The organism is Patescibacteria group bacterium, from assembly GCA_041662665.1.
Lineage (GTDB): Bacteria > Patescibacteriota > JABMPQ01 > JABMPQ01 > JAQVVF01 > JAQVVF01.
In genome coordinates, this window is record JBAZSC010000001.1 from 22,022 (window position 1) to 42,034 (window position 20,013).

Here is a 20,013-nt window from a genome sequence, read left to right on the forward strand (position 1 = left end):
TAATTCAAGACATAAAATACTACCACAAACAAAAATATTGTCAAATGTAAAACAACGAGAACAACAAAACAATAAAACATGAAAAATGTTGAGCAATGTAACAATTTAACAATTTAGCAATCTAACAACAAAGATTTTTCTTGCCTCAAATCAGCGGATATGCTATTCTTAAAGAGTAAAAAATTAATTTACGATTATGAATATCCAATGGTATGGACAATCTTGTTTTAAAATTGTCAGCAAAGAATTAACAATTTTCACCGATCCTTATGATAAGGAAACAGGCTTAAGACCAGCTCGAACTCATGCTGATATTGTTACTGTTAGCCACAATCATCATGACCACAATAATGTCGCTGAATTAAAAGACAATCCTTTTGTTATCAATACTCCTGGTGAATATGAGATCAAATCTGTCTTTGTCAAAGGCATCTCATCATTTCATGATGCAAAAAATGGTGCTGAACGTGGTGAAAACACAATTTACACAATTACAGTAGAAGATATTACAATTTGCCATCTTGGTGATTTAGGAACAGAATTATCAGAAAAACAAATAGATCGAATTGGCGAGGTTGATATTCTTATGATTCCAGTTGGCGAAAAATATACAATTTCAGTTGAGGAAGCAACAAAAATTATCAATCAAATTGAGCCAAGAGTAATTATGCCAATGCATTATGCCCTACCTAGTCAGAAAACTGATATGTCAAAAGTAGACAAATTCTTAAAAGAAATGGGCGCAAAAAAACAAACTCTTGAAAAATACGTTATTAAAAAGAAAGATCTAGCTCCTGACCAATCAGACGTTATTGTCTTCAAAAATTTAGGATAATTGCGAGTTAAATAAGTTAGACTAGTTAGATTTGTTAGACTAGTTAGACGATTCGTCGTAACCAATTTAACTTATCTAACAAGTCTAACAAAAATTAATTATGCTCGAAAATCGAACTGAATCAGAAAGAAAACGAATTTTCTGGATTCTATTAATTGGCACAGGTTTAATTATTTTTTTTATTTGGTTAATCCTTTTAATAAAAGGCTTTGTTCTTGATTCTGTAAAATTAGCAGAAACAAAAAAACAGGATGCAGTTCAACAAAATACTAATTCATTCGGCGATCAATTTAAAGAAGCCATTAATGGTTTTAAAAAACTTGATGTTCAAGGCAAAATATTAAATATTAAAGATGGCATAAAGAATTTAAATATCAATGAAAATATCGAAAATAATAATTTGAACCAAAACGAAGAACAAGCTTTGAATTCAAATGAAAATGTTAATCAAGAACAAGTCCAAGTTAACGAACAAGAAAAAACAGAAGAGCCAGTTAGTCAGGAAAATCCAGAAAACTTAAATCAAGAAGAAAATTTAAATACACCATCAATACCTCGTTTGCCAGTTGAAAACGAGTAATAAGTAACAAGTAACTTGTAACAAGTAAACGTTTTTACTAATTACTAGTTACTTATTACTAATTAACTAATTACTTACACATATGGAAATAGGTTTAATTAGAGATCGCAAAATTATCGACGAAATGCAGGAATCATATCTTGATTATGCAATGTCAGTTATCGTTTCACGTGCTTTGCCTGATGTTCGTGATGGTTTAAAACCAGTTCATCGCCGTATTTTATACGCGATGTGGGATATTGGTTTGCGTGCAAATGCAAAATTTAGAAAATCTGCGACAGTCGTCGGTGAAGTTTTGGGTAAATATCATCCTCATGGCGATACAGCTGTTTATGATTCCTTAGTTCGCTTGGCTCAAGAATTCTCAATGCGAGATCCTCTTGTCAACGGTCAAGGTAACTTTGGTTCAGTTGATGGCGATTCAGCAGCTGCGATGCGTTATACAGAATGTAAATTAACAAAAATAGCTGAAGAAATGCTATTTGATATTGATAAAGAAACAGTAAATTTTATTGACAATTATGATGGCTCGCATAAAGAGCCTCAGATTTTGCCAGCCAAGTTACCAAATACTTTAATCAATGGCACAATGGGTATTGCAGTTGGCATGGCAACAAACATCCCTCCTCATAATTTAATTGAAATTGCTGATGCTATTAATTGTTTAATTGAAAATAAAGATGCTGGAATTGAAGATTTGATGCAATTTGTCAAAGGTCCAGATTTTCCAACTGGCGGAGTAATCTTTAATAAAAAAGAAATTCTACAAGTTTATGCAACAGGCAAAGGTGGAATCGTCATGCGAGGCGTTGCCGATATTGAAGAAACAAAAAAGGGCGCATTTAGAATCATAATTACTGCAATTCCTTATCAAGTTAATAAAGCAACATTAATTGAAAAAATTGCTGATCTAGTCAAGAACAAAAAAATTGATGGCATTAGAGATATTCGCGATGAATCTAATAAAGATGGAATCAGAGTCGTTATCGAATTAAAAAAAGAAGCATTTCCAAAGAAAGTTTTAAACAGATTATATAGCCTTACACAATTACAGGAGAAATTTCATGTTAACATGCTTGCTCTAGTTGATGGAATTAAGCCAATGGTTCTGAATTTAAAAATGATGCTTGAAGAATATATTAAGCATCGAGTCGAAATTGTAACAAGACGTGCTCAATATGATTTGCGAAAAGCAAAAGAACGAGAACACATTTTGGAAGGCTTAAGCACTGCATTAGATCATATTGATGAGATCATCAGAATAATCAAAAAATCACCAAGCCGAGAAGTTGCTCACCAGAACTTAATGAAACGCTTCAAGTTCAGTGATCTGCAAACCGAAGCAATTCTTGAAATGAGATTATCGCAACTAGCTGCTTTGGAAAGAATCAAAATAGAAGATGAATTAAAAGAAAAAAGAAGAATAATCAAAGAATTGGAAGAATTATTAGGAAGCAGAAAAAAAATCTTAGGCGTTGTCAAAACAGAAGTTGCTGAATTGAAAGAAAAATATGGAACAGAAAGAAATACAAAAGTCATTGCCGGCGGTATGGAAGAATTCAAGCCAGAAGATTTAATTCCAAAAGAAGACATTGTTATTAGTCTAACTCGAGGCGGTTATATCAAGAGTTTGCCAGAAGCAACCTATCATGCGCAAAAGCGTGGCGGTAAAGGAGTTATGGGCATGGCAACTAAAGAAGAAGACGTCGTAGATCACTTCTTTATGACTGATACTCACGCTGATATCCTCTTCTTTACAAATTCAGGCAAGGTCTTTCAATTAAAGGCATATGAAATTCCAAAAGCAACAAGACAAGCCAAAGGCCAATCAATTGTGAACTTTTTACAATTATCATCAGAGGAAAAAGTAACAGCCTTAATTTCACTTGATAAGACAATAGTTGCAAAATACTTAGTCATGGTAACAAAGCAAGGCGTTATTAAAAAAGTAACTATCGAAGATTTCAATAATGTCAGACGTTCAGGATTAATAGCGATCAAGATTAAGCCAGGTGATGAACTAGAATGGGTTAAGCTCACAACTGGTTCTGATCAAGTCGTTCTTATCACTCAAAAAGGCCAATCAATCAGATTCAAAGAAAAAGATGTTCGTGCTATGGGTCGTACAGCTTCTGGTGTTCGCGGAATGAAATTAAAAAATGGCGATTTGATAGTCAGTATGGATGTCATTTCTGAAAAAGTTAATAAAGATCAAAAGATGTTCGTTATTACAGAAAAAGGTTACGGCAAAACAACAAAAGTCAGTGCCTACAAAATTCAAGGACGTGGCGGAAGCGGAGTCAAGACAGCAAAAATCACTTCCAAGAATGGACCAATTGTTGCTGCAGGAGCTATTGATCATACTATTGAAGAATTAATTATTATCTCTTCAAAAGGCGCAGTCATCAGAATTTCTGCTGATGCAGTTCCAGAACATGGCCGAGCAACACAAGGCGTTCGCGTCATGCGCTTAGAGGCCGGCGACAAAGTTGCCAGCGTTGCGTATATAAAAGTTTAAAAAAGCGACAGAGGCTTCTACCCAACTTTTAGTTGGGGTTCGTATGGCTTTAGCCATAGGCGACGTAGGGCGGAGTTTAAGAATCTCCGCCTTTTTTGTCATAAAAAAACATCCATTAAGGATGTAGTAAAAAAGTTCAAACAATTGCTAGGACATTGTCCAAAAAATCAAACTGATAAAAATCATCGCACCATGAAGAAAAAGGATTATCAGAACTAGCCTAGAAAACAAGATATCCTCCTCCCTTTACATCAAAAAAAATCAATCAAGTAATCGGTACAGCCACAAACCACAAGCCTAGCCATGAAAATTCCGCTGAATCACCACCATAAAAATCAGTAAAATACCAATTGCCATTTTTGGCTTTATATATGCCCGAATATGTTTGTCCAGCAAAATTCCCACCTCTGCATTCAGGTGCTGTAGCAGCAATTTTACACATTTCTTCAATTTCTTGACGATGGTTTGCTAAAAGAGCATTTAATTCTGCACTGCCCCCGCCTTTCAAACCTCTTTCTTTCATGAAATTATGATGACTATACTCTCCATGCTTTTGAGGATCAAGACGAAACAATGTCATATTTTCTATTTCCTTCGTTTCAACTATCCAATCCATTTTCGTTTCCTCCTTTTCGTTGCCAAGCTACACGTATTTTAAAGCACACAAATATTAAAGTCAAGATTAATATAAAATCCAAACAAAAAAGCGATTTTAAAAATATTGTTTTTTAGTATCTATTATTTCTCCTCCCTGTTTTTAAGGTACGAATTTGAAAATAAAGTTTACAATTATAAAAATAAAAAGTCATTCAATTAAATTTTTATGTATAAAAAAAAGACCAAAAATGGTCTAATCAACAAGTGTGCGCGAAAAATCATAAATCAATTTTGAAAGATCATTTGGCTTTATGCCCCATAGCGCAGAGAATTCAAGAAATACTTTTTGCTGAGCAAGACTATTTTCATTATACTTATTCAGCGAATAAATAACTTCTCTGCCTGAAAGAGGGTCATTTATGTTGCAGTCTCGAAGTACAACCAAGAGACCAGAACGCATCTGAGAGAAAATCAAGACTGCTCTAAATCTAACATTGCGACAAACATCTGAAATATTCCAAACTTGCAGTGCGATAAGAATCGGATGAGAAGGATCCGAAGAATCCTTAATGCCAAATCCAATTCTCTCAAGATATGTGATTCTGCTTGGCATAACGTGCCTCCTTCTGCTTGCCTTGGCAAGCTATGCAATATAAGTTAACTGCAAAAAAAATTTTTTGTCAACAAAAAAGCACCCAATATGGGAGCTATGAATCAAAGAACGAAATCAATATCATCTCCAATGAGCAATAGTTTTATTAACATTTTTTCGGTAAGTTTCATATTCAGATTCAGTCAAATAAACTCCAAGCATTGCAACAAATATTCTTTTTTCGGTAGATGCATCATTCTGTTTTGATTTTTGAGAATGTGATGGATGTGAATCACAGTGATCATATGGGCAATCAGAATAATCACAACTTCCTCCGCACATCTTTGCCTCCTTTCTTCTTCCTGACCCAGTGTACTTTAAATTTTTTCAAGCTCATTAATTTTGACCTAAACCAAAATTACAACTAAAATCAAAAAAAGTCAACAAAAAAACGGCCCATGCCGATTATGTTAAATTAAAATTTTTGACAAATAAAAATGCCCAGGGAGGGACTCGAACCCTCAAGACCTTGCGGTCACAGGATTTTAAGTCCTGCGTGTATACCATTCCACCACCTGGGCGTATTCAAATTATAAATAACTAAATTATAAATGCAAAATTATCGGCATCAGATCTGCGTTCGATCAGCGTTAGAAATCAGCGTCATATCAGCTTCTATTCATACTGATCTCGTAAGCCACAATCCCACATGCAACAGAAACATTCAAAGATTCTTTTTTACCTTTCATCGGAATCTCTATAAATTCATCACAATATTTTAAAATATCTTTTGATAAACCTGTTACTTCATTGCCTAATACTAATGCAACTGGAAATTTGGGTTTATATTCAAAATAATTAATACTTTTTTTAGTTTGTTCAAGAGCTACTATATTATAACCACTTTCTTTAAGTTTTTTCAAGATCCGCCAAGTTATTTTAACACTTTCAAACGGTACAAACTTTTCAGCACCTAATGCAACCTTTGCAATTTTAGAATGAGGTGGTGCAGGTGTAATTCCGCATAAATAGATTTTGTCTATTCCTGCTCCATCAGCAGTTCTAAATATAGATCCAACATTGAATCTACTTCTTACATTATCAAGAACTAAAATAAAACTGTCATTTTTCATTCAAAATCTTTACAAAATTATAAGAAAAAATGCTAATCAGAGTCAAATCAGCGTTCGATATCAGCGTCATATCAGCTTCTACATCTTCCATTTCAAAATTCCTCGCTTAATTAAATCTGGAAAAATCTTATTCTTAATAATTGGTGATAATTCATTCCTGTCACTTCCTTGAGTAAACCAGACAATTTCTTTAATTTCACTCGTCGGTCTTGCTTCGTGAGCTATATTTCCTTGGTATAATTTAATTCTAACAATTTTATTTTCTGATTCGTCATCAGAAGCAGCTTTATCAATATATGTTCCGATATAAGATGGGTCACCAACTATTTTATTATCAGATCCGAGCTCTTCTTTAATTTCGCGTCTTAAACAAGTTATATCATCCTCGCCTGCTTCAATTTTACCTCCAGGCAAAATTAATTTAGAAGTATAATCTTTCTTGCGACAAAATAAAATTTTATCATTAAGCACAACTAATAAACCTATTTTGTCGAAATCGATATTTTTCATTTTTAATTTTGAATTTTTAATTCGAAATGAGGCCTGGACCGGATTTGAACCGATGTACGCAGTTTTGCAAACTGCTGCCTAGCCACTCGGCCACCAGGCCAGTATAAATTAAATAAAACAAGCGGGTGAGCGGAATCGAACCGCCGTATCGAACTTGGCAAGCTCGCATAATAGCCATTATATTACACCCGCATATTATTTATTTCTTTTGACATTAATTTAATCCAAACAAGAACTTTTTCTTTTAAAAAATGACTGTCGTTAACTCTTATGAGACAAATTCCATTCATAAGCCTTGCTGTTGGATGTTTACCATAGATTGTGCTGCTTTTATCAAAATTTTTAATCGAAATCCCAGTTTTTGAACACCAATATTTTTTACATTCGAAGTCATCTAGATCTGGATATAAAACAAGAGATATACGAATTTTTCCTAAATCAACATTACAAATTTTTATAAGAAAATTATAAAATAATTTAATCATTTCTGCATCTGTATTTGATAATCTAAGGGGATATTTCAAGACTCTATCACCTTCACCCCAATAGAGCATTAAACCAGCAACAAAAAGTAAATTATTTTTTAATACGTGAAATTGGTTTATGGCTTCAACTCTACATTTCTTAATCTTCGTTAATCTTAGAGCGCCTTGCCTCTTTCTTATAGTTTTAAGATTCTCAATAGAATCAATTTTAGCCTTGTTTATCAAAGATTTTTTAATCACGTTTGACCAGCTACAATTTTTGAACCAATAGTGCATCGTGCTTTTTGGAATACCTAATTTATTACTTATTTCATTATAACTAGCACCCTTTTTTCTGAGTAAAATTGCAGAATGTTTATCATTCCTCATAAATTGAACTTATTAATGTATCAACATTATTATAGCATAATAGTTCAAAGTTGTTAAAGATCAAATTTGCCGAAGGGCAGAATCGGACTGCCGACACAACGGTTTTCAGCCGTTTGCTCTACCACTGAGCTACTTCGGCTCATGGGCGGTACTGGGCTCGAACCAATGACCTACTCGGTGTAAACGAGTTGCTCTACCAACTGAGCTAACCGCCCAATAATAACAAAATTATAAATCAAAAATTACTTTAGCGATTGTAATAGTTAGTAATTTTGTTATTTATCATTTAGTTATTTATAATTATATTGGTGCCGCGGGGGAGACTCGAACTCCCAAGCCTTACGGCACATGCACCTCAAGCATGCCTGTATGCCAATTCCAGCACCGCGGCTAGACAACAAAATTATTTCTTCTCTTCTTTTTTAGTTTTATCTTCTACTTTCTTATCTTCAACTTTTTTAGTATCTTTTTTAACTTCTTCAGTTTTAACAGCTTCTGGTTTTCCTTCTCTCTTTGCATCTTTAGCTACTTCAGCAGCTTGAGCTTCAGCTTTTTTCTTATTTTCTTCTTCTTGTTTTAATCTAATAGCTTCTTTTTCTTTTACTTCATCAAAACCCATTGCTTCTAGATCAGCAGGAGTCATTTCTTTTTCTTTTAGCTTAGATTTTTTCTTTTGCAAATTTCTTAAATAATATAATTTAGCACGTCTAACATCGCCTTTCTTGATAACTTCAAGCTTAACAATAGTTGGCAAATGAAAAGGAAATATTTTTTCTACTCCAACACCAGAAGCAATTTTTCGAACAGTAAAAGATCCATTCATTCCGCGACCGCTATTAATTCTAATAACAGTTCCTTGAAAAAACTGGACTCTTTCTTTATCGCCTTCTTTAATTTTTTGGTATACTTTTACAGTATCGCCAGGCTCAATTGCTGGCATTTTTCTTTTGATTTGATCTTTCTCAAATTTCTTGATTAATTCTTGCATACACACGAAGTTAATTAGTAATTAGTAACTAGTAACTAGCGACGTCGTCGGTCTAATTACTAATTACTAATTACTTATTTTCAGTAGATATTTCAAGACCTCGTTTTTCTAATTCACTTAACACAAATTCAAGCGTCTCGCCTGGCTCTTTATCACTTGTCTCAACTACTAAATCATATATGGAAAGATTAGAAATGTCAATGCCATATATCGATTTATATCGTTTTGCTTCGCTCTTTTCTCGCATCTCTACTTTTTTTGAAGTTACATCTAATGTTTCATTTTCGCGATGAGCAATTCTCTCTAATCTAATATCAATTGGAGCAGTCACCCATATCTTTACAAAATCATTATTCTGTTCGCGATGTGCAAACCAGCCAGACAATCTTCCTTCGACAATGCAATTCTCATGAGAATCAGCAAAATTCATTACTTGTCGATCTAAATTAGTATCAATCGATGGGTCATTTTCGATTTGCTTATTAAATTCTTCTACGCTTAATCCTCTTTTTTCAGCCATTTCTCGAAAAATTTTGCCAGCATAAATATAATCAAAGCTCAAAACTTTGTTTAAATTTTTGCATAATGTTGTTGTACCGCTACCAGGTAGACCGCTAACCGTTATTTTCATTAATTGCACCTAATTTCTAATTTCCAATTTCTAATATTGTTATTTTAATATTAGATATTAGAAATTAGATATTAAACTTCGTTAATTCATTTAAGAATATTTGCAAATCATCTGACAGCTCAATTTCGAAAGTCTTATTTTCACCGCTTGGCAATTTGAATTTTAGATAATGCGCATGCAAGAACTGTCTTTTTAATTTAGTTGGATCTAATTTTCTAAACCGATATTCTTGGTCTCCAACAATTGGATGTCCAATCTTAGCCAAATGGACTCTGATTTGATGAGTTCTTCCAGTTTCTATTTTAACATCTAGTAAAGAAAATTTATCACCAAATTCTTTAATAACTTCATATCGAGTTACAGCAGGTTTGCTAGTTTTAGATAGTCTAGCTCTTACCTTACCTTTTTTTTCAAGAGAATAGACAATAATTCCTTTCTTTTCTTTCATTATACCATAAACTAATGCAAAATATTTCTTTTCAATTTGCCTATTCTTAAAAATATCAATTAAATAATCATAAGCCGATTTGTTTTTAGCCACAATTATCAATCCTGAAGTATCTTTATCCAATCTATGTACAATTCCAGGTCTTAAAGACTGTCCAACATTTTTAATTTCTGGATAATTTTCAACAACAAAATCAGACAAAGTATTATCTTTATATGTATTGTCAGGATGAACAACTAGCCCAGCAGGTTTATTAATAATCAAAACATCATTATCTTCAAAAACAATATGTTTTTTTAGATCAAATTGCATAAAATTATTTAAACATATTTTAACTTATATAAATAATCTTATCAAGTCTATCTACGAGATTTTATAAAACAAAAAAAATGCATCATAACGATGCATTTGCTTTCTACATTCTACTTTCTGCTTGCTACATAGTCGGTAAAGTCATTTCCTGAACTTTATAATACATTACATATTTGCCATTATTTTTCCTCGTAACACTTGGATCGCAAATAATTTGATTTTGTTCGCTCGATAAAATAGATCTTTCTCCAGACCATTTTTCTGCATTCTTTGAAAGAGACATGCTGATTCCAGCTTTGCAATAATATAACGCATATTTCTTGCTCAATTTGGTAATATGAGGTGAAGCTCCATCTTGTGCCGAACCCTTTAGCTTGCCTTTTAATTTAAAAGTTGTTCCATTTGTGCTTGTTGCCCAAAAAAGTCCTTCATTATCGCCTGACACAACCATTATCCACTTATCGCCAACTTTCATAACAGTTGGATCAATATACATTTTACCCTTCAAAGCAGTTGAATCTTCTTCTAACCAATTAATTCCATCTCTGGAAACTGCTGTTTTTATCTTGCTTGTTTCAGATGCAGTTGAAAAAGCGCTAGGCGGTGACATAAAATACATTCTATAATAATCATCAACTTTCACAACTTCTGGATCCCAAGCTTTTTTGCCAGAAAAATTATAAATTCGGCATTTCCCAGGTTTTAACTTGCCATTCTCTTTAATTCTGCAATTCATAGTATCGTATTTTCCATCAACATAATAAACAATTTCTTTGTCATTAACAATTTGCATATCTGGTACACTAGCATGGTCAATTAATTTTTTATTCTCTTTTGTCCATGTTTTGCCATCTTTAGAATTTGCACGCCAGACAGAATGATAATAAGGATGACTGCAACAAGGTGGTACTCCTTGATCTATTTTGGGATTTTTGTGACCTGCTTTAGTTGGATCAAAATCAGGAGAAGTCGGATCAAGATAATCTGTTGAGTTTGTTGATAAACTTGCCTCGCAATAATTTTTCGCTAAAGCATTTTTAGTCTCACCTGCCGTAAAAACAAATAAAGCCAAATACAAACCAAAAATACCTAAAATGAGGCTAATAATTTTAACTTGTTTCATTTTGTTTTTATTATTAATAATTTATATTAATAATATATCATATTTTTTGCAAAACAAAAATGGACCCTATCGGGATCGAACCGATTACCTTTTCCATGCCATGGAAACGCTCTACCAAGTGAGCTAAGGGCCCAAAAAACAATTAACAATTAACTTTTAACAATTAACAAAATATACTAAAAGTTAACTGTTAAATGTTAATAGTTAATTGTTTAAATTGCCCTCGAGAGGATTCGAACCTCTGCTGCTAGTTCCGAAGACTAGAGTGATATCCGCTTCACTACGAGGGCGATGGCAATGGCGGGCAGGAGACTAGAGTGATATCCGCCTTGTCTTCCGAAGTCCCGAATGGAATGAGGGACGAAGGAGGATTCACTATGAGGGCCATTCAAAACTACTTTAATATAAAATCAAAGAATAATCAATCCAAAATATGATTAAGCTTGACTAATTTAATTCTTTCTATAATATTTAGTACAGCACCCTCAACAAGGAGAAAGGAGAAAAAGATGAGAAGAACACTTGTTTTTGTATTATGTCTAATATCTTCGGCTTGTGTTTATGTGCCTGGACCTGGTCCATATCCGTATTCCAATCAATCTACTGGCAATAATCTTGATGACAGCTCTGATTCATATCAAGATTTAAATGATGTTCCTGAAATTCCAGTTCCTGGACTTCCTGATATCGCAATTTCCAGTCTTCAGCCAAATGGCCAGCCAGTAATTTATTTCAATCCAATGCTTGTCGCACAAGCGGGTCCATATATCACAAAATATACTAAGATGCATGAATATGGTCATATTATGCTTGGCCATCTCCAGAAACAATATTACGAGCGATATTTTATGACCAATCCATATAGCCAAATGTGGACTAATCATACCAGAGAATTGGAAGCAGATTGCTGGGCTACAGAACATTTAACAGAAGATCCAGCAGCAATTAGATCTGCAATAAATCTTTTTCAAAGCCAAGGAATGTTTCAAGCTAGTCCCAATCATCCTCCAGGAATTGCAAGAGCGCAAAAAATTATGGAATGTTCAAAAGAATAAATCCGAAATTTCTGTTCAAGATCACAAGGAGGAGGAGAAATGGCAGAGAAAAAAGCTGAAAAGAAACCATCTAGATTGTTTTATTTCTGGAAATGGATTCGCCATTATGCTGACAATTCACAAATTTTCTTTTTAACCTTTACTCCTGCAATTGTTGTCTGTCTATGGTATGAATCAATCACAAATCCAAGAATTGCATTAAATGCTATTAGAGCAGTGATTTTTTCAGCATTTACAATAGTTTTAGTCATTTTGTTTATTGTGAATTACCTTAAGCTCAAGTCTTCTTGGCAATCATATGCCTATGACATGATTGATTCTCAATCGCTAAGAAATGATACTAAGCAAAGTTCATAAAAAATCCGCACTTTTTAAAGCCTATTTAACAGGCTTTTTTTATTTTTAAATCACATCCGCTTATATCCGCATTAGAATCCGCGCATTTCCGTATCGCAAATATATAAAAATTTATGCTATATACAATAAATGCGCCCAAAACACAACAAAACAATAATTAATGAAATAAAAAAAGAGGCGTTAACCTCTAAAAGAAAAAAAAGAACTTCAGCGTGCAACCTGCAAGCTGTATCCATTCGGATCATCATGAAGACTGACATCAAGTCCAGGAGTAGGACTTGCAACATCAGGCGTCAACAACATCCAGTTGCCAAGCGTGCTCGAGAAATTGAAGTAGACATATGCCATCGTTGTCGGCAACGGATAGGTCATCATCTTCAATGCTTCGTCATACTGACCATGCACGTAATCACGCAGATAGTATTCGTTGCTGACAGGATCGAAAGCATACTCTTCAGTCCAGAAATAAACTCCAGGCCAATTCACTGCTTCATCACCCATCAGATAGATGTTGGAAGCGTCAGCGAAGACATCCAGACCATGTGTCATCTGAGCGATCACATGTTCGTCAGTCACACCATCGCAGTCGTTGTCGATTCCGTCAGGAAATTCGATCGCCTGCGGATGAATCTGATCGTTGTTGTCATCGCAATCAACTGCATCCGGATAACTATCAGAATCAACATCGTCTGCATTGACGCATGCTTCTTCATCAGTCTCACCATCGCAGTCGTTGTCCAATGCATCGCAAGTTTCCGGAACCGGATTCATCGGCACAGCATTGCAATAGGTCTTGTTCGGCGAAAGCTGGTCCGGATTACAGATCATCTCGCCAAGAGTTGCGCATTCGCCAACCCCAACCATGCAAGGATCGCCAAGTCCAATGAAGTCTTCGTCAGTCTTGCCATCGCAGTTATTGTCAATGCCGTCGCAGATCTCCGGAGTTCCAGAGTTCAGAACAGCATTGCAGACCATCTGGCCATCAGCATTGCACATGAATGTTCCAACCGAAACGCAATTGCCATCGCCAACGAAGCATTCTGCACCCAAGCCAATGAAATCATCGTCCACCAAACCATCGCAGTCATTGTCCTTGCCATCGCAGATCTCATCAGTTCCATCGATCACGGCAGCATTGCATTCCAGACCAGAGCCATCCGCAGTGCAGATATACACGCCCTGGTTGAAACAAACGCCAACTCCGCGTTCACATGTCTGATTCAGATTCACGAAGTCCTCGTCAGTCGATCCATCGCAGTCATTGTCCTTGCCATCACAAGCTTCTGCAACTGGCGAAACCTCACCTTCACAATTCCAGTTGCCATTCGTGCAAGTGTTGATACCAGGATTGCATTCACCTTCCGAAATCCCACAAGGCATCGTCATCTGATCAGTGACGCCATCGCAATCGTTGTCGACATTGTCACAGACTTCTTCAGAAGGCAAACCTTCAACAGCATCGCACTTCATCGTGTCCTTGCTTCCGCTGCAGATATAGAATCCAGCAGATTCACAAGCACCGATACCAACAAGGCAAGGCTGATTCAGCATCACGTAATCTTCATCAACTGCATCATCGCAATCGTTGTCCTTGTAATCGCAGAGCTCAAGAGCACCAGGATAGACATCGGAATTGCGAGGATCGCAGTCAACAGTGCAATCGTCATAGGAATCGCCATCGAAATCAGCATAGTCCACAATCTGATCGCAGTTGTTGTCAATCAAATCACCACAGATTTCTTCAGCTCCAGGCTTGATCGACGAATTATTGTCATTGCAATCGCCTGTTTCAGGAGTGAATCCATCGCCATCCTGATCGTTTCCACAGTAATTGTAAACTTCATTCATCGGCTTTGAAATCGTGTTCAGATCCTGATTGTCATCATTGGTTGCATCGAAACATCCACAAACAGAAACCAACATCAACAATACACACAATCTCTGCTGTCTCATCTTCTCGCCCTCCTGTTGTGGAGACCCGCAGGTCTCTCTGTTGTCGGACCCAATATTCCAATATATATACGTAGAAAGAGCAATACCAGAATATAATCTATTTTTTAGAATATGTCAAGCCTTTTGGCTAGAATTAGGACAAAAAAGCAAAATTTAGGAATAAATAATAAATTGCTTTTTCTAAGCCAAAATAACAGCAATTAAAACCTAAATTCAAAGATTGCTATATTTTGCTTATTTTAAGCCAAAATAACAATATTCGTAATTCGTATCATTTGCATTTATTCGTATATTTGTATTATATTTAGGAAATACTATTGACAAAAATATAATAGTATGCTACTCTTAATAGCTGTGTTAAAAGCCTCAAAAATAAACAATAGTACCTAAAAACCTATTTTCGCCTCAAATTTGAGAGAAAGGAAGCATCAGATATTTAATATTAGTTATTCAGATCTTCTATCTTTTTCTCAATTTTGAGGCAATTTCCTTCCAGTGCTGGAAGGACGGTCAAGGAGGATTGAATGGAGAACTTCGACATCGCGGTTGCTCTGGTACTCATTGCAGCGCTGTCCTTCGGGCTCGGCTACTGGCTTCGTGGAAGGCACTAGCCTTCCGCACTTTGCTACCCGCACCTTGCTACCTGCCGTATTCGATCTCTGATCGTCTACGGCCCTTCCAGAGTTTACAAATATCTTTTGTAGATTGTGGAAGGATAGTTCACTACAGGAGATAGCTCCTGTCAAAAGAGGAGGACACAATGTTGTCCGCAGCGTTGCTCGGGATCCTGGTGTGGGTGGCGATCGTGGTCTTCTGCGGGATCATGGTACCCTGCGGGATGGCAATCGTCGATCGTAAGATCGACGACATCAAGCTCATCCCCGGGTTCACGATGGAGATGGCGAAGCGGACGTGGTTCGTCTTGCCCATCGTCATCGTGTGCAACATGATCTTCGTGGCTGCACTCACGTTCTACCAGACCGGTCTCTGATCTTCTCACGATCTTCCTTTCGCTTCTTCACAGCTCTTTGCTACTAGCCGTATTCGATCTTCGATCGTTTTACGGCCCTTCCAGAGTTTACAAATCATTTTGTAGATTGTGGAAGGAAAAAATAATTAACTTCAATGTTACAAAACATTATAAAAGCAAAGATTTATGATCTTTATACAAGATTCATAACATCTCCAATTGGTTTATATCTAGTTTTCAAAAAATAACAAACGTCCCCCATTGTCCGCCAAAGTCTCAAGACGAAGGCGGATAATTGGGGGATTTTTGTTTTCAATAAAATCTGTTAAAATCAAAGTAGTTATAAAGTCCTTAAAGTTATAAAGTTTATAAAGTCTACGACTTTCCGAACTTTATAACTTTAAAAACTTTACAAACTTTGTGAACTTCGTGATTTAAAGATTTCTATAATGAAAAAAAATAAAATAATAATTATAATAAGTGTTATTATATTGGCGATAATTCTGTCTCTTGTTTTTGTCAAATTCAAAACTGCCAAGCCTAATCCTCTGAAAAACTGGACTCTCAAACAAAAAGTCGGTCAATTGATGATAGTCAACTTCAATGGAACAGAACCAGATTATTATATTAACAAAATGATTTTGGAGCGAAATGTCGGCGGTGTGATTTTGATGGGAGCAAATATCAAAGACAATGATCAAATCAAAACTTTGACCAATGCTTTGCAATATAATACGACTATAAATGAAAAGCAAATTCCTCTTTTTATTTCAATTGATCAAGAGGGAGGAATAGTTACGAGATTGCAAGATGTCGAACATACAGCAGAGAAAGATATTAAGACTGAAGAACAAGCAATAAAAGTTGCTAAAACAAGAGGAGAACAACTATTATCTTTGGGCATTAATATTAATCTAGCTCCTGTCTTAGATTTTTCAACTGACAAAAATTCATTTATTTATTCTCGAACTTTCGAAAATAATTTAGCAGAAACATCAAAATTAGCAGTTGCAACTGCTAAAGGTTATAACCAAGCTAAAATTATTTATGTTCCAAAACATTTTCCAGGTCATTTTAATTCTGTGATTGATTCACATCAAGAATTACCAATGATTTTAGAATCAGAAAAAGAAATGTTAAATAATACAAAGCCATTTCAAGAAGTTATCAACAATCAAGACCCAAAAATCATCATGACCTCTCACACACTTTATCCAAAAATTGATCCAAAATATCCAGCTACATTATCCAAAAAAATATTAACTGATATTCTAAGGAAAAAATTAAAATATAATGGACTAATCATGACTGACGATTTAAGCATGAAAGCTTTAACAAAAAAGTACACTCTTGAAGAAATAGCAATCAAAGCTTTGCAAGCTTCCAATGATATTCTTCTCTTCATTGGCGAGCCAGAAGAACAAGTCAACGTTTACAATGCCATTATTAAAGCAGTTGAAGACAAAAAAATATCAGAAAAAGAGATAGATGAAAAAGTTATCAAGATTCTAGAACTCAAAAATCAGATGCAAGAATAAATTTTTACAAAAATTAAAAAAATGTTATAATATTTATATAAAAAGAATAATATGACATACGAAGAATACAAAAATCTAAAACCTCATTTTTCTCACGCAAAACCATCAAAAAGGATACCAAAGCATGACCCTAAGTTAATTCAGGAATTACTTGAACTTGCAAAAAAAAATCATGAAATAAGAGAAAAATGGGAAGCAAAGCATGGAATAAGTAATGAGTACTATATCTAATATGAGTCAAGTCTTAGGAATTGAAGGAAAATATATTTATTTAGACAGTGATTTTTTAAAAGTACTTTCAGAAGATATTAATTTTGCTCAAAATATATACAAAATATTAATAAAAAATTATTTAGTTATTGACAATTTAATCAGACTTGAATTTTTAAGGGATATATTTATTCCAGAACAAAAAGCTGATAAAGAAAAATTCATTAATAGTAATTTCTTTCAGCAATCTATATTGCATCCTGAAGTATTCACAAAGCAACAGGAAAATGCACTTTTACTATCAAAAATTTACAAACAGCAAATTAGAAATACTAAAAAGAATACAGCCTGCCATTCTAGTCCTGTAGATTTACTTCTGGCTGCAAGATTGATGTTGAATTATGTACGAGAACTTTTAATTACTGGCAACAAAAAGGATTTTCCATCGTGTATATTTGATATAATCCATATTTTTCCCTATGAATTAAAACAAGGCAATATAATTCCATTTTGTCTGATAAAATTTAATAAAGATAAATTCGATAAATATCATAAAGAATTAAAAGAAATTTAAGTAAAACAAAAACAGCTTCAAAGCTGTTTTTTAATTTCACAAAATTTACTCAGTTTCAGCGCCATTAATGCAATAGTACAATTTTTTCAATCCATATTGGCTGGCAACTGGGCATTCTCCGCAAATACAGCCTTGTTTTTTTGGATTGCATTCTGTTTTGCCTACAGCACAGAATAATTTTTGATTTTTTTCTTTCATACAATCAATATATGTTGGACAGCCAGTGCAAATGCATTTTGCAAAATTCTCTTTATTGTTCTCTACAATCATAATTTATATATTAATTAATAAAAATTTATTTAGTCTGTTTAATACAGAAAATATTTCCTTTTGGCTCTCCTTTTTCATTTTTTTCGCCATGTAAATCAGTAAAATATAATCCATCAGGTCCAAACGCCAATCCGCAAGGGCTAGCTGGACCATTGCCATTATATTGTAAGAAATCAGTGTATGATAAAACATTGTCATTTTCCTTATCAATTTCTAACATTACCATTTTCTTACCTTTAACAGTTTTTCCTTCAAAATATGAAGTTCCAAAAAGATTTAAAAACAAAAAATCATTATATTCTTCAGAAAATATATTATCTTGATTAAAAGCCATTGCTGTTGGTGCTTGAGTTATATACCAATCAAAAATAATATTTTGCCTTATATTATCTGGCCAGCCATAATTTTCGCCTGCCTTTATTCTCATAATCCTATCATTTCGATCAGGTCCATTATCTGATACATATAATGATTGATTACTTTTTCTAAACGTTCCGCCAAAAGGATTTCTGACGCCTTTGGCAAATACCGGACTTTTTGGATTTGGATTATCAGAAGGAATTGAGCCATCAAGATTTAATCTCAAAATTTTTCCTCTCAAATCATTATCATCTTGAGCAACACTTGAGTCTAACATTCCATCGCCTAAATTAATGTATAATTTATTGTCAGGACCAATATTCAAAGCTTGAATCTGATGAGCTGCATGAACAGATGGAATATTTTCAATAATAATTTTTGAACTTTCCATTTTAAATCCGTCAATACTTGTTGTTCTAATTACTCTTGATTTAAATTTTCCATTATCAATATAAGTCATTGATAAAAATAGATCGCCCGTTTCCTTTTCAATACAAATTCCAGTCAATCCGCACTCGCCTTTTCCAGGAATATCTTCTCTTTGCTGTTTAAAATTCAAAAGATCTTCAGCATAAGTAAAAATCTCAAATTTATCATTAAAAACTTTTACTTTGCCATAAAGCTCATTTACATAGCATAATGGCTTGTCTTCTCCTCTTTTTTCTTTTTCGACAAAGGCAATATTTACAGGTAAATCAAGATTTGTAGCAACATTTTTAATCTCAAAACCAGCTGTTGTTAACCAGTTTTTTGTTAAACTATTATTCATAAATTTTATTTCCAAAAATTGATATAACTTTTTTGTTTTTTAATTATCGGCATTATATATGTATATAGAAGCCAAGCAACAAGCAAAGAAATAATCATACTGGCAATAATATCAATTGTATGATGAACTCCTGACAGAACTCTTGAAATTCCAACAAGAACAGTCAGAATCCATAATACAATCCCAACCTTTTTATCATAAAAAATAATTACTGAAGCAATCGCAGCTGAAATCAAGGTATGATCAGATGGAAATCCGTTATCTGGAGCATGCGGAATTAATGGCGCAAAATTTCCAACTACAAATGGACGTTCATTAAAATAAAAAAGACTGATAATCTTGGCAAATACATAAATCAAAGGCAAAGCCATTAAAAAAAAGACGATTAAATCTTTTTGACGCTCTCTCTTTGAGAATATAATAAAACCTAATGCAATAATTATAATTGCCAAAAATAAATATTTCGCACCAAAAATTATTAATGTATTTATCATATTAATTTTAATATACTATATTTTTAAAAATAAAAAAATAGCAGAAAGCTATTTAGTTATTTTGAATTTCTAATTTAGTTATTATTTTAAAGGGGTGGCTAAAGGGAATCGAACCCTTGTAGCTGCTGCCACAGAGCAGTGCTCTGCCATTGAGCTATAGCCACCACATTTCGAATTATAAATTCCAAATGAAAAATGAAAAATTTTTAATTATCGTAATTTATAATTTTTCATTTAAAATTTATAATTCGTATCTGCCCCCAGCACGAATTGAACGCGCATCTCTCCCTTAGGACGGGATAGCTCTATCCGTTGAGCTATGGGGGCCGGATAGAATCTAAT

General features: G+C 34.1%; 22 protein-coding genes, 10 tRNA genes and 1 pseudogene. 9 read left to right on the plus strand and 24 right to left on the minus strand.

Annotation, left to right across the window (positions count from 1 at the left end; all coding sequences use genetic code 11):
- Positions 1-196: 196 nt before the first annotated feature.
- The 3 genes from WC663_00140 to gyrA all read left to right on the plus strand — a co-directional run bounded on the left by WC663_00140 (position 197) and on the right by gyrA (position 3,933).
- The gene (locus WC663_00140; protein ID MFA6295760.1) at positions 197-835 is read left to right on the plus strand and encodes an MBL fold metallo-hydrolase; all 639 of its coding nucleotides are present in this window, start codon (positions 197-199) and stop codon (positions 833-835) included.
- A gap of 100 nt (positions 836-935) precedes the next feature.
- Complete coding sequence (locus tag WC663_00145) at positions 936-1,415, plus strand: hypothetical protein (GenBank protein ID MFA6295761.1); 480 nt, start codon at positions 936-938, stop codon at positions 1,413-1,415.
- A gap of 82 nt (positions 1,416-1,497) precedes the next feature.
- Positions 1,498-3,933 (plus strand): DNA gyrase subunit A, encoded by a 2,436-nt coding sequence (gene gyrA, locus WC663_00150; GenBank protein MFA6295762.1) that lies wholly within the window; start codon positions 1,498-1,500, stop codon positions 3,931-3,933.
- A gap of 265 nt (positions 3,934-4,198) precedes the next feature.
- On the opposite strand, the gene WC663_00155 is transcribed toward gyrA, so the two are convergent.
- The 18 genes and pseudogenes from WC663_00155 to WC663_00240 form a co-directional block, all read right to left on the minus strand.
- Positions 4,199-4,549 carry a hypothetical protein gene (locus WC663_00155; GenBank protein MFA6295763.1) on the minus strand — a complete coding sequence of 117 codons (351 nt, stop codon included), beginning with the start codon at positions 4,547-4,549 and terminating at the stop codon, positions 4,199-4,201.
- Between the two features lie 234 nt (positions 4,550-4,783).
- Positions 4,784-5,143, minus strand: a complete 360-nt coding sequence (locus WC663_00160) for a hypothetical protein (GenBank protein ID MFA6295764.1) — start codon at positions 5,141-5,143, stop codon at positions 4,784-4,786.
- Positions 5,144-5,263: 120 nt separating this feature from the next.
- Positions 5,264-5,464 carry a hypothetical protein gene (locus WC663_00165; protein MFA6295765.1) on the minus strand — a complete coding sequence of 67 codons (201 nt, stop codon included), beginning with the start codon at positions 5,462-5,464 and terminating at the stop codon, positions 5,264-5,266.
- Positions 5,465-5,620: 156 nt separating this feature from the next.
- Positions 5,621-5,703, minus strand: a tRNA-Leu gene (locus WC663_00170).
- Positions 5,704-5,790: 87 nt separating this feature from the next.
- Complete coding sequence (locus WC663_00175) at positions 5,791-6,255, minus strand: RNA methyltransferase (protein MFA6295766.1); 465 nt, start codon at positions 6,253-6,255, stop codon at positions 5,791-5,793.
- 78 nt (positions 6,256-6,333) lie between these two features.
- Positions 6,334-6,765: an NUDIX domain-containing protein gene (locus WC663_00180; protein ID MFA6295767.1), complete on the minus strand. Its 432-nt coding sequence runs from the start codon at positions 6,763-6,765 to the stop codon at positions 6,334-6,336.
- A 29-nt stretch (positions 6,766-6,794) separates the two neighbouring features.
- Positions 6,795-6,865, minus strand: a tRNA-Cys gene (locus tag WC663_00185).
- A 20-nt stretch (positions 6,866-6,885) separates the two neighbouring features.
- Positions 6,886-6,957: transfer RNA gene (locus WC663_00190), tRNA-Gly, on the minus strand.
- Positions 6,948-7,619 carry a hypothetical protein gene (locus WC663_00195; protein MFA6295768.1) on the minus strand — a complete coding sequence of 224 codons (672 nt, stop codon included), beginning with the start codon at positions 7,617-7,619 and terminating at the stop codon, positions 6,948-6,950. The genes WC663_00190 and WC663_00195 overlap by 10 nt, the downstream gene beginning before the upstream one ends.
- 67 nt (positions 7,620-7,686) lie before the next feature.
- Positions 7,687-7,758: transfer RNA gene (locus WC663_00200), tRNA-Phe, on the minus strand.
- A 3-nt stretch (positions 7,759-7,761) separates the two neighbouring features.
- Positions 7,762-7,834: transfer RNA gene (locus tag WC663_00205), tRNA-Val, on the minus strand.
- 91 nt (positions 7,835-7,925) lie between these two features.
- Positions 7,926-8,010: transfer RNA gene (locus WC663_00210), tRNA-Leu, on the minus strand.
- A 258-nt stretch (positions 8,011-8,268) separates the two neighbouring features.
- Positions 8,269-8,607: pseudogene (rplS, locus tag WC663_00215) on the minus strand (50S ribosomal protein L19).
- Positions 8,608-8,677: 70 nt separating this feature from the next.
- Positions 8,678-9,238: an AAA family ATPase gene (locus WC663_00220; protein ID MFA6295769.1), complete on the minus strand. Its 561-nt coding sequence runs from the start codon at positions 9,236-9,238 to the stop codon at positions 8,678-8,680.
- Between the two features lie 64 nt (positions 9,239-9,302).
- Positions 9,303-9,998 carry an RNA pseudouridine synthase gene (locus tag WC663_00225; GenBank protein MFA6295770.1) on the minus strand — a complete coding sequence of 232 codons (696 nt, stop codon included), beginning with the start codon at positions 9,996-9,998 and terminating at the stop codon, positions 9,303-9,305.
- A gap of 124 nt (positions 9,999-10,122) precedes the next feature.
- Entirely contained in the window at positions 10,123-11,121 is a 999-nt protein-coding gene (locus WC663_00230) for a hypothetical protein (GenBank protein MFA6295771.1), read from the minus strand.
- A 60-nt stretch (positions 11,122-11,181) separates the two neighbouring features.
- Positions 11,182-11,254: transfer RNA gene (locus tag WC663_00235), tRNA-Ala, on the minus strand.
- An 85-nt stretch (positions 11,255-11,339) separates the two neighbouring features.
- Positions 11,340-11,411: transfer RNA gene (locus WC663_00240), tRNA-Arg, on the minus strand.
- A gap of 219 nt (positions 11,412-11,630) precedes the next feature.
- On the opposite strand from WC663_00240, the gene WC663_00245 reads away from it, so the two are divergent.
- Both WC663_00245 and WC663_00250 read left to right on the plus strand, forming a co-directional pair.
- Positions 11,631-12,176: a hypothetical protein gene (locus tag WC663_00245; GenBank protein ID MFA6295772.1), complete on the plus strand. Its 546-nt coding sequence runs from the start codon at positions 11,631-11,633 to the stop codon at positions 12,174-12,176.
- Between the two features lie 39 nt (positions 12,177-12,215).
- Positions 12,216-12,533, plus strand: a complete 318-nt coding sequence (locus tag WC663_00250) for a hypothetical protein (protein ID MFA6295773.1) — start codon at positions 12,216-12,218, stop codon at positions 12,531-12,533.
- A 207-nt stretch (positions 12,534-12,740) separates the two neighbouring features.
- On the opposite strand, the gene WC663_00255 is transcribed toward WC663_00250, so the two are convergent.
- Complete coding sequence (locus tag WC663_00255) at positions 12,741-14,486, minus strand: putative metal-binding motif-containing protein (protein ID MFA6295774.1); 1,746 nt, start codon at positions 14,484-14,486, stop codon at positions 12,741-12,743.
- A gap of 760 nt (positions 14,487-15,246) precedes the next feature.
- On the opposite strand from WC663_00255, the gene WC663_00260 reads away from it, so the two are divergent.
- The 4 genes from WC663_00260 (at position 15,247) to WC663_00275 (ending at position 17,778) form a co-directional block, all read left to right on the plus strand.
- The gene (locus tag WC663_00260; GenBank protein ID MFA6295775.1) at positions 15,247-15,477 is read left to right on the plus strand and encodes a hypothetical protein; all 231 of its coding nucleotides are present in this window, start codon (positions 15,247-15,249) and stop codon (positions 15,475-15,477) included.
- Positions 15,478-15,905: 428 nt separating this feature from the next.
- Positions 15,906-16,994, plus strand: a complete 1,089-nt coding sequence (locus WC663_00265; protein ID MFA6295776.1) for a glycoside hydrolase family 3 N-terminal domain-containing protein — start codon at positions 15,906-15,908, stop codon at positions 16,992-16,994.
- A gap of 51 nt (positions 16,995-17,045) precedes the next feature.
- Positions 17,046-17,225 carry a hypothetical protein gene (locus WC663_00270; protein MFA6295777.1) on the plus strand — a complete coding sequence of 60 codons (180 nt, stop codon included), beginning with the start codon at positions 17,046-17,048 and terminating at the stop codon, positions 17,223-17,225.
- A complete protein-coding gene (locus WC663_00275; protein MFA6295778.1) occupies positions 17,209-17,778 on the plus strand; it encodes a hypothetical protein in 570 nt (189 codons plus the stop codon). Before WC663_00270 ends, WC663_00275 begins: the two co-directional genes overlap by 17 nt.
- A 45-nt stretch (positions 17,779-17,823) precedes the next feature.
- Here the strand turns inward: WC663_00275 and WC663_00280 are convergent, their stop codons facing one another.
- From WC663_00280 to WC663_00300, 5 genes are all read right to left on the minus strand, one after another.
- Positions 17,824-18,048: a DUF2769 domain-containing protein gene (locus WC663_00280; protein ID MFA6295779.1), complete on the minus strand. Its 225-nt coding sequence runs from the start codon at positions 18,046-18,048 to the stop codon at positions 17,824-17,826.
- 25 nt (positions 18,049-18,073) lie between these two features.
- A complete protein-coding gene (locus tag WC663_00285; protein MFA6295780.1) occupies positions 18,074-19,177 on the minus strand; it encodes a PQQ-dependent sugar dehydrogenase in 1,104 nt (367 codons plus the stop codon).
- A 5-nt stretch (positions 19,178-19,182) separates the two neighbouring features.
- Positions 19,183-19,671 (minus strand): phosphatase PAP2 family protein, encoded by a 489-nt coding sequence (locus tag WC663_00290; GenBank protein ID MFA6295781.1) that lies wholly within the window; start codon positions 19,669-19,671, stop codon positions 19,183-19,185.
- Positions 19,672-19,764: 93 nt separating this feature from the next.
- Positions 19,765-19,835 (minus strand) — tRNA-His (locus tag WC663_00295).
- A 91-nt stretch (positions 19,836-19,926) separates the two neighbouring features.
- Positions 19,927-19,998, minus strand: a tRNA-Arg gene (locus WC663_00300).
- Positions 19,999-20,013 lie beyond the last annotated feature (15 nt).

Coding starts and splice junctions, on each gene's coding strand:
- WC663_00140 (MFA6295760.1), top strand. CDS start 197: ATGAATATCCAATGGTATGGACAATCTTGTTTTAAAATTGTCAGCAAA.
- WC663_00145 (MFA6295761.1), top strand. CDS start 936: ATGCTCGAAAATCGAACTGAATCAGAAAGAAAACGAATTTTCTGGATT.
- gyrA (MFA6295762.1), top strand. CDS start 1,498: ATGGAAATAGGTTTAATTAGAGATCGCAAAATTATCGACGAAATGCAG.
- WC663_00155 (MFA6295763.1), bottom strand. CDS start 4,549: ATGGATTGGATAGTTGAAACGAAGGAAATAGAAAATATGACATTGTTT.
- WC663_00160 (MFA6295764.1), bottom strand. CDS start 5,143: ATGCCAAGCAGAATCACATATCTTGAGAGAATTGGATTTGGCATTAAG.
- WC663_00165 (MFA6295765.1), bottom strand. CDS start 5,464: ATGTGCGGAGGAAGTTGTGATTATTCTGATTGCCCATATGATCACTGT.
- WC663_00175 (MFA6295766.1), bottom strand. CDS start 6,255: ATGAAAAATGACAGTTTTATTTTAGTTCTTGATAATGTAAGAAGTAGA.
- WC663_00180 (MFA6295767.1), bottom strand. CDS start 6,765: ATGAAAAATATCGATTTCGACAAAATAGGTTTATTAGTTGTGCTTAAT.
- WC663_00195 (MFA6295768.1), bottom strand. CDS start 7,619: ATGAGGAATGATAAACATTCTGCAATTTTACTCAGAAAAAAGGGTGCT.
- WC663_00220 (MFA6295769.1), bottom strand. CDS start 9,238: ATGAAAATAACGGTTAGCGGTCTACCTGGTAGCGGTACAACAACATTA.
- WC663_00225 (MFA6295770.1), bottom strand. CDS start 9,998: ATGCAATTTGATCTAAAAAAACATATTGTTTTTGAAGATAATGATGTT.
- WC663_00230 (MFA6295771.1), bottom strand. CDS start 11,121: ATGAAACAAGTTAAAATTATTAGCCTCATTTTAGGTATTTTTGGTTTG.
- WC663_00245 (MFA6295772.1), top strand. CDS start 11,631: ATGAGAAGAACACTTGTTTTTGTATTATGTCTAATATCTTCGGCTTGT.
- WC663_00250 (MFA6295773.1), top strand. CDS start 12,216: ATGGCAGAGAAAAAAGCTGAAAAGAAACCATCTAGATTGTTTTATTTC.
- WC663_00255 (MFA6295774.1), bottom strand. CDS start 14,486: ATGAGACAGCAGAGATTGTGTGTATTGTTGATGTTGGTTTCTGTTTGT.
- WC663_00260 (MFA6295775.1), top strand. CDS start 15,247: ATGTTGTCCGCAGCGTTGCTCGGGATCCTGGTGTGGGTGGCGATCGTG.
- WC663_00265 (MFA6295776.1), top strand. CDS start 15,906: ATGAAAAAAAATAAAATAATAATTATAATAAGTGTTATTATATTGGCG.
- WC663_00270 (MFA6295777.1), top strand. CDS start 17,046: ATGACATACGAAGAATACAAAAATCTAAAACCTCATTTTTCTCACGCA.
- WC663_00275 (MFA6295778.1), top strand. CDS start 17,209: ATGAGTACTATATCTAATATGAGTCAAGTCTTAGGAATTGAAGGAAAA.
- WC663_00280 (MFA6295779.1), bottom strand. CDS start 18,048: ATGATTGTAGAGAACAATAAAGAGAATTTTGCAAAATGCATTTGCACT.
- WC663_00285 (MFA6295780.1), bottom strand. CDS start 19,177: ATGAATAATAGTTTAACAAAAAACTGGTTAACAACAGCTGGTTTTGAG.
- WC663_00290 (MFA6295781.1), bottom strand. CDS start 19,671: ATGATAAATACATTAATAATTTTTGGTGCGAAATATTTATTTTTGGCA.